This is a genomic window from Leisingera aquaemixtae, from assembly GCF_019801145.1.
GTDB classification, from domain to species: domain Bacteria; phylum Pseudomonadota; class Alphaproteobacteria; order Rhodobacterales; family Rhodobacteraceae; genus Leisingera; species Leisingera aquaemixtae_A.
This window is the reverse complement of the sequence record NZ_JAHVJQ010000027.1, coordinates 1-5,390: the sequence shown is the minus strand read 5'-3', so window position 1 is coordinate 5,390 and position 5,390 is coordinate 1. Positions and strand designations below refer to the sequence as shown.

General features: G+C 63.3%; 6 protein-coding genes. 2 read left to right on the top strand and 4 right to left on the bottom strand.

The genetic code is table 11. From position 1 onward, the window contains the following. The 3 genes from KUW17_RS23050 to KUW17_RS23040 form a co-directional block, all read right to left on the bottom strand. A partial coding sequence (locus KUW17_RS23050) for a Na/Pi symporter (RefSeq protein WP_222482633.1) occupies nt 1-362 on the bottom strand: 362 nt, incomplete at its 3' end. 4 nt (nt 363-366) lie between these two features. Further along, the gene (locus KUW17_RS23045; protein ID WP_222482632.1) at nt 367-1,140 is read right to left on the bottom strand and encodes an inositol monophosphatase family protein; all 774 of its coding nucleotides are present in this window, start codon (nt 1,138-1,140) and stop codon (nt 367-369) included. A 192-nt stretch (nt 1,141-1,332) separates the two neighbouring features. Continuing rightward, complete coding sequence (locus KUW17_RS23040; protein ID WP_261397384.1) at nt 1,333-2,133, bottom strand: helix-turn-helix transcriptional regulator; 801 nt, start codon at nt 2,131-2,133, stop codon at nt 1,333-1,335. Nucleotides 2,134-2,229: 96 nt separating this feature from the next. On the opposite strand from KUW17_RS23040, the gene speB reads away from it, so the two are divergent. Then, complete coding sequence (speB, locus tag KUW17_RS23035; protein ID WP_222482631.1) at nt 2,230-3,201, top strand: agmatinase; 972 nt, start codon at nt 2,230-2,232, stop codon at nt 3,199-3,201. Nucleotides 3,202-3,226: 25 nt separating this feature from the next. Further along, nucleotides 3,227-4,312 carry an extracellular solute-binding protein gene (locus KUW17_RS23030; protein ID WP_222482630.1) on the top strand — a complete coding sequence of 362 codons (1,086 nt, stop codon included), beginning with the start codon at nt 3,227-3,229 and terminating at the stop codon, nt 4,310-4,312. Here the strand turns inward: KUW17_RS23030 and KUW17_RS23025 are convergent. Further along, complete coding sequence (locus KUW17_RS23025; protein ID WP_222482629.1) at nt 4,301-4,987, bottom strand: TetR family transcriptional regulator C-terminal domain-containing protein; 687 nt, start codon at nt 4,985-4,987, stop codon at nt 4,301-4,303. The two genes, KUW17_RS23030 and KUW17_RS23025, sit on opposite strands and share 12 nt — an antisense overlap. Between the last annotated feature and the right edge of the window lie 403 nt (nt 4,988-5,390).

Below are 5,390 nucleotides of genomic sequence, written 5' to 3'. Positions count from 1 at the left end.
AACAGGTAGCCGCCCGCCGCCAACAGCACCGGCACCAGCCAGTCGAGCTTGAACGACAGGATCTGGATGATCAGCGCCGAGCCGAGATCGCCGCCCAGCACGATCGCCAGCCCGGCGGGAAAGGCGAGGTAGCCGCTGGCGGCAAAGCCGGAGGTCAAGAGCGCCACCGCGGCCGAGCTTTGCAGCACGATGGCCAGCATCAGCCCCATCAGCCCCGCCTGCAGATGGCTCTGCCGTCCGGTCAGCAGCCGCTGGAACGAGGCCCCGTAGCTGCGCTCAATCCCGGTCCGCACCATCCGCACCGCATACAAAAGCAGCATCGTCGCGCCCGCGAGGCTGATCAGAAAGGTCAGTATTGCCATATGGTTATCCCTTGATCAGCGCCAGCATTTCGGCGTGCAGCGCAGGCGTTGCCGCGGCGACCACCCGGCCGTCGGATGCCAGCCCGAGCGGCTGGCCGTCCCAATCGGTGATCACACCGCCCGCGGATTCGATAACGGCGGATACCGGCAGATAGTCATAGGGCTGCAGATCATAATCGATCACCGCATCCACATGGCCCGCCGCCAGCAGCGCGTGCGGATAGCAGTCATAGGAAAACCGGCGCGTCTGCCCGGCCTGCATCAGCCGGTTGAACAGCGCTGGATAATCGCGGTGGATTTTGTCGCCTTCATTCACATAGAGGACCGCCTGATCCAGCCGGGTCTGATCCGACACATGGATGGGCTGTCCGTTCAAAGTGGCTCCCTGGCCGCGCACCCCGAGATAGGTTTCGCCCAGTGCAGGCATGCCGATCACCCCCAGCTGCGGAATGCCGCCCTGCAGGAACCCCAGCAGGAAACCGAACAGCGGGTGCCCCGACAGGAAGGAGCGGGTGCCGTCAATCGGGTCGATGATCCAGACCTCCGCGCGGTCCGCCCCGGCAAAGCCGTGTTCCTCGCCAAAGATGCCGTGGTCCGGGAAATGCTGCTCAAGATAGGCGCGCACCTCGCTCTCGACCGCCTTGTCGGCTTGGGTGACAGGGCTTTCGTCTGCCTTGAACTCAATCCCCAGGCGGCCGCGGAAATAGCCGCGCGCGGCCTCCGCGGCGATCCCGGCGATCCGTATAGCGTGGTCAGCGTGGGTTTCTGTGGTGGGCATCGTTGCGGCCTTCATTCCTGAGGTCGGAGACGGTGGCTATCCGACCGGATTGACCGCTAGAATTTGTAAAAATGTGGATTTCGTCAACAGAAAAGCCCGCAAAGTGACCGAAAAACCAAAATTTCGCCCTGAATAATTGACTTTTCAACACGAATTTTGGGATTTTGCGGGTTTGGTGGGGGCAAGGCTGCCCTACCCTGCGCCCGCCAAGTGCCGGGTGGCCATCGAAAACAATTCCGCCTGCGAAGCAATACCAAGCTTGGAATAGGCGTGGTGGCGGTGGACCTTCACGGTGCCTTCGGCAATGCCGAGATAGGCGGCAGCGGAGGGGGTGGAATGGCCCTGCAGGATCAGCTGCACCACCTCCCGTTCCCGCGGGCTGAGGACGCCGGTGCCGAAGGTCTGCATCCGGTCCTCCCAGTCTGCGGGCTGATGAACCGCCGCGGTGTCTTCCGCCTGTCCCCACTGGCGCCGTATGGCGGCGGCGATCACCGCGAACACCGCATTCAGCCGTTCCGTGTCTGCCGCCTCAAACCTTTGCTGGCGGGCAAACCGGGCCAGCGAAACGATAAACCAGCGCTCTGCCCCGTCCTGCACCAGGATACCGATCTCGTCGCTGATGCTGATCTTTCGGTAGAAGGCGCGGTAGTATTCCGAGCGGTAAAACGCCTCCGGCGCCAGGTCCATCAGCCGGTAGGCGCCGGGCGTGCAGCCGTTGCGGCAGGCCTGATAAAGCGGGTCCAGCAGGTAGGGGCCGCTGGCGTAGAATTCCACCGTGATCGCCGCCTGAAGCTCATCCAGATCCTGATAGAGCGGCACCGGCGGCTGCGCGCCCGCGTAGTGTGAGATGACCATCGAATCAAAGCTGCAGCATTGCGACAGGATCTGCCGCAGTGCGCCGGGAAAACGCTCTGTCGCGATGGCGTCCGCCAGCGCCGTCATCGCCTTGGCCCAGCCAGCGGGCAGCGGAGGGAAGATCGGGTCGTCCATCATCTATACCTAAAGATATATATCTTTGGCCAAGTTTGCCGGCATAAACGCGAAAGTCAAACTGGGTCCAAGCGAATTTTCAACATGACGGAGACCCAAATGACCGATTCCTCCAGCGTGAACCCCGTACAGGGCGACCTGGCCTTTACCCGCAGCAGCGACCGCGGCGTGGTGGCAGAGGCCAGCTATGCCGGCGCGCTCAGCTTCATGCGCCGCCGCTATGCCCGCGACCTCAGCGGAGTTGACGTGGCTGTGATGGGGGTGCCCTTCGATTTGTCGGTGTCCAGCCGGTCCGGCACCCGGCTGGGGCCGCGGGCGGTGCGTTCAGGCTCCAGCCATATTGCCTGGTCCAAGCCCTGGCCGTGGGAAGCTGATCCCTATGAGGCGCTGCGGGTTGTCGATTACGGCGACTGCGAGTTCGACTATGGCTATCCGCACAAGGTGCCGGGCGAAATCGCCCAGGCGGCACGCGACGTGCTGGCCACTGACACGGCGCTCTTGTCGATCGGAGGCGACCACTTCATCACTTACCCGCTGCTGCAGGCGCATGTGGAGAAGCACGGGCCGCTGAGCCTGATCCAGTTCGATGCCCATTCCGACACCTGGGCGGATGAGGAAGGCCGCATCGACCACGGCACCATGCTGTGGCACGCAATCCGCGAAGGGCTGGTGGACCCGGCCCGGTCTGTTCAGGTCGGCATCCGCACCCACAATCCGGACACGATGGGGATGAACATCATCGACGCCATCGAGGTGCAGAAGACGGGGCCGGAAGCGGTGGCGGAGAAAATCCGCGGCATCGTCGGCGATCACAAGACTTATGTGACCTTCGACATCGACGCGCTCGAGCCGGCCTCTGCCCCCGGCACCGGCACCCCGGTGATCGGCGGCCTGTCGCCCTATCAGGCGCAGGAGATCATTCGCGGACTGGCAGGCACCGACGTGGTGGGCATGGACGTGGTCGAGGTCGCCCCGGCCTATGACATCTCTGAAATCACTGCCATCGCGGCGGCCACCATCGCCAACGATCTGCTCTGCCTCTACGCTGCCGGACCTTCCGGCCAGCGCTGAGGCAGCGCGCAACAGGGAGGAAACAATGATCAAAAACAATACCATGACTGCAACCTTGCTGGCCGCCGCCCTGGCGGCGCCAGCCTCTGCCGGTGATCTGGCGATCTACAACTGGGCGGACTATTTCGGCGAAACCACCATTTCCGGTTACGAGGAGGCAACCGGCACCAGGGTCACGCTGGATTACTTCGACAGCAACGAGGTGCTGGAAACCAAGATGCTGGCGGGCGGCTCGGGCTATGACGTGGTGTTTCCCGCCGCCTCCAATGCCGAACGGCAGCTGCAGGCGGGCGCGCTGCATCCGGTCGACACCGCGCGGCTGAAAAACTACGGCAACCTGCGCCCTGAAATCCTGGCTTCGCTTGACCAAGTGCCGGGCGGGCGGCAGCTGGGTGTGCCCTATACCTGGGGTACCATCGGCATCGCCTACAATCCGGCGCTGGTGGCTGAGCGGCTGGGGGACTTGCCTGTCGACAGCTGGGACCTGCTGTTCGACCCAGCCAATGCTGCCAAGCTGAAGGACTGCGGCATCGGGGTGCTGGATTCGCCGGTGGAGATGCTGTCGGTGGCCCTGAACTACCTGGGCGCCGATCCCTATACCGAGGACAAGGCGGAAGTCGCCAAGGCGCAGGAACTGCTGGCCGCGGCAGCGGAGAACGTTAGCTATTTCAACAATCAGAAACCTTCCACCGACCTGCCCGCTGGCAATGTCTGCCTGGCGGTGATGTATTCCGGTGATGCAGGCATCGCCCAGGCCCGCGCGGCGGAGGCGGGGAATGGCGTCGAAGTGCTATATTCGATCCCCAAGGAGGGTACCCTGATGTGGATCGACCTGATGGCGATCCCGGAAGATGCGCCCAATGTGGACGCGGCTTATGCCTTTATCGACTACATGCTGCAGCCGGAGGTGATTGCCGGGGTTTCCAATGCCGTGTTCTTTGCCAATGCTAATGCGGCGGCGGATGCCCATGTGCTGCCGGAGGTGCTGTCTGATCCGGGGATCTATCCGGATGCGGCCACCCTCGCCCGCCTGTTCCCGGACAAGAGCCTGGGCGCCAAGGCGCTGCGCCAGCGCACCCGGGCCTGGACCAAGGTGAAGTCAGGAATCTGACGCCGCGGGGGCTGCGGGTGCGGCCCCCTTCTCCTGCTGGGGCTGGACCGCCCCCTTAAGCGAGAAATGCGCCGGGAACATCGCGGCCAGAAAGCGGAATATGATCCGCGCCGCCTCCTCCCGGTCGAACCGGTCGGGGTGCAGCAGGAAGTCGGTCCACATGCCTTCGAGCAGTGCCAGGGTGCCATGCGTGGCATCGCGCGCCGCGCCGGAGGCATCCGGCGTTCCGGCCTCCCGCACGATCCGGGAGAAGGCGTTGTGGATCATGCCGCGCAGCCGTCCGTCGCGGGTGTCTGAATGCTCGGCAATGGCGGTGCGGTTGCGGGATTCGCCGCGGAAGGCGTACCAGATGTTGACGTTGCGCCGGTTCAGCACCCGCTCGCTGAGGTCGCCGCGCACGATCATCTCGATCCGCTCCTGCGGGCTGTCGCCCGCGGTCTGCAAAAGCGCCTCCAGCCCGTCGTAGTATTCCTCCGAGGAATGATGCGCCGCTGCCTGAACCAGGTTGTCCTTGCCGCCGAAATGCAGGTGGATCATGCCGCGCGACAGGCCGGCACGCTGGATGATCTCGCTGACGGAGGTCTCGGAGATCCCCTTCTCTGCCACCGAATCCAGCACTGCACCGATCAGGGCTTGTCGGTTCTGCTCGCGGTTCTGTTCCCGTTTTCCGGCCATGTGTCCCTTGGGTCCTGGTCGTTTCCACTGCTGTAACGCGGATCAATCCTGTGCGGCAAGCAGTGCCGCCTGTCCAGTTTAGACACAGGCCAAACGGTTTCTCCAGCAAAAATGGACGTTTGTACATTTTTTGCAAAATCCTGTTGACAGGACCCCCTTCCAGCCGTCAGATTTTGATGGACGATTGTCCATTTTTAATGGCAGCACCCCGCCGCAACCCCTGCAAGCAACGGAGAGACATGGCTGGATTTCTCAGAACCGAGGCTGGAAAAGGCCTGGCGCTCAGCGCCCCGGCTTCGCTTTATGTGGGGCTTCTGGTGGCTGCGCCGCTGGGGATCCTGGTGGCTTACAGCTTCTGGACCCAGACCTATGTCGAGATCGACAAGACCCTGACCTGGGCCAA

What these genes read in the sequence shown, in the direction of transcription:
- KUW17_RS23045 (WP_222482632.1), bottom strand. Translation starts at nt 1,140, where the DNA reads ATGCCCACCACAGAAACCCACGCTGACCACGCTATACGGATCGCCGGG.
- KUW17_RS23040 (WP_261397384.1), bottom strand. Translation starts at nt 2,133, where the DNA reads ATGATGGACGACCCGATCTTCCCTCCGCTGCCCGCTGGCTGGGCCAAG.
- speB (WP_222482631.1), top strand. Translation starts at nt 2,230, where the DNA reads ATGACCGATTCCTCCAGCGTGAACCCCGTACAGGGCGACCTGGCCTTT.
- KUW17_RS23030 (WP_222482630.1), top strand. Translation starts at nt 3,227, where the DNA reads ATGATCAAAAACAATACCATGACTGCAACCTTGCTGGCCGCCGCCCTG.
- KUW17_RS23025 (WP_222482629.1), bottom strand. Translation starts at nt 4,987, where the DNA reads ATGGCCGGAAAACGGGAACAGAACCGCGAGCAGAACCGACAAGCCCTG.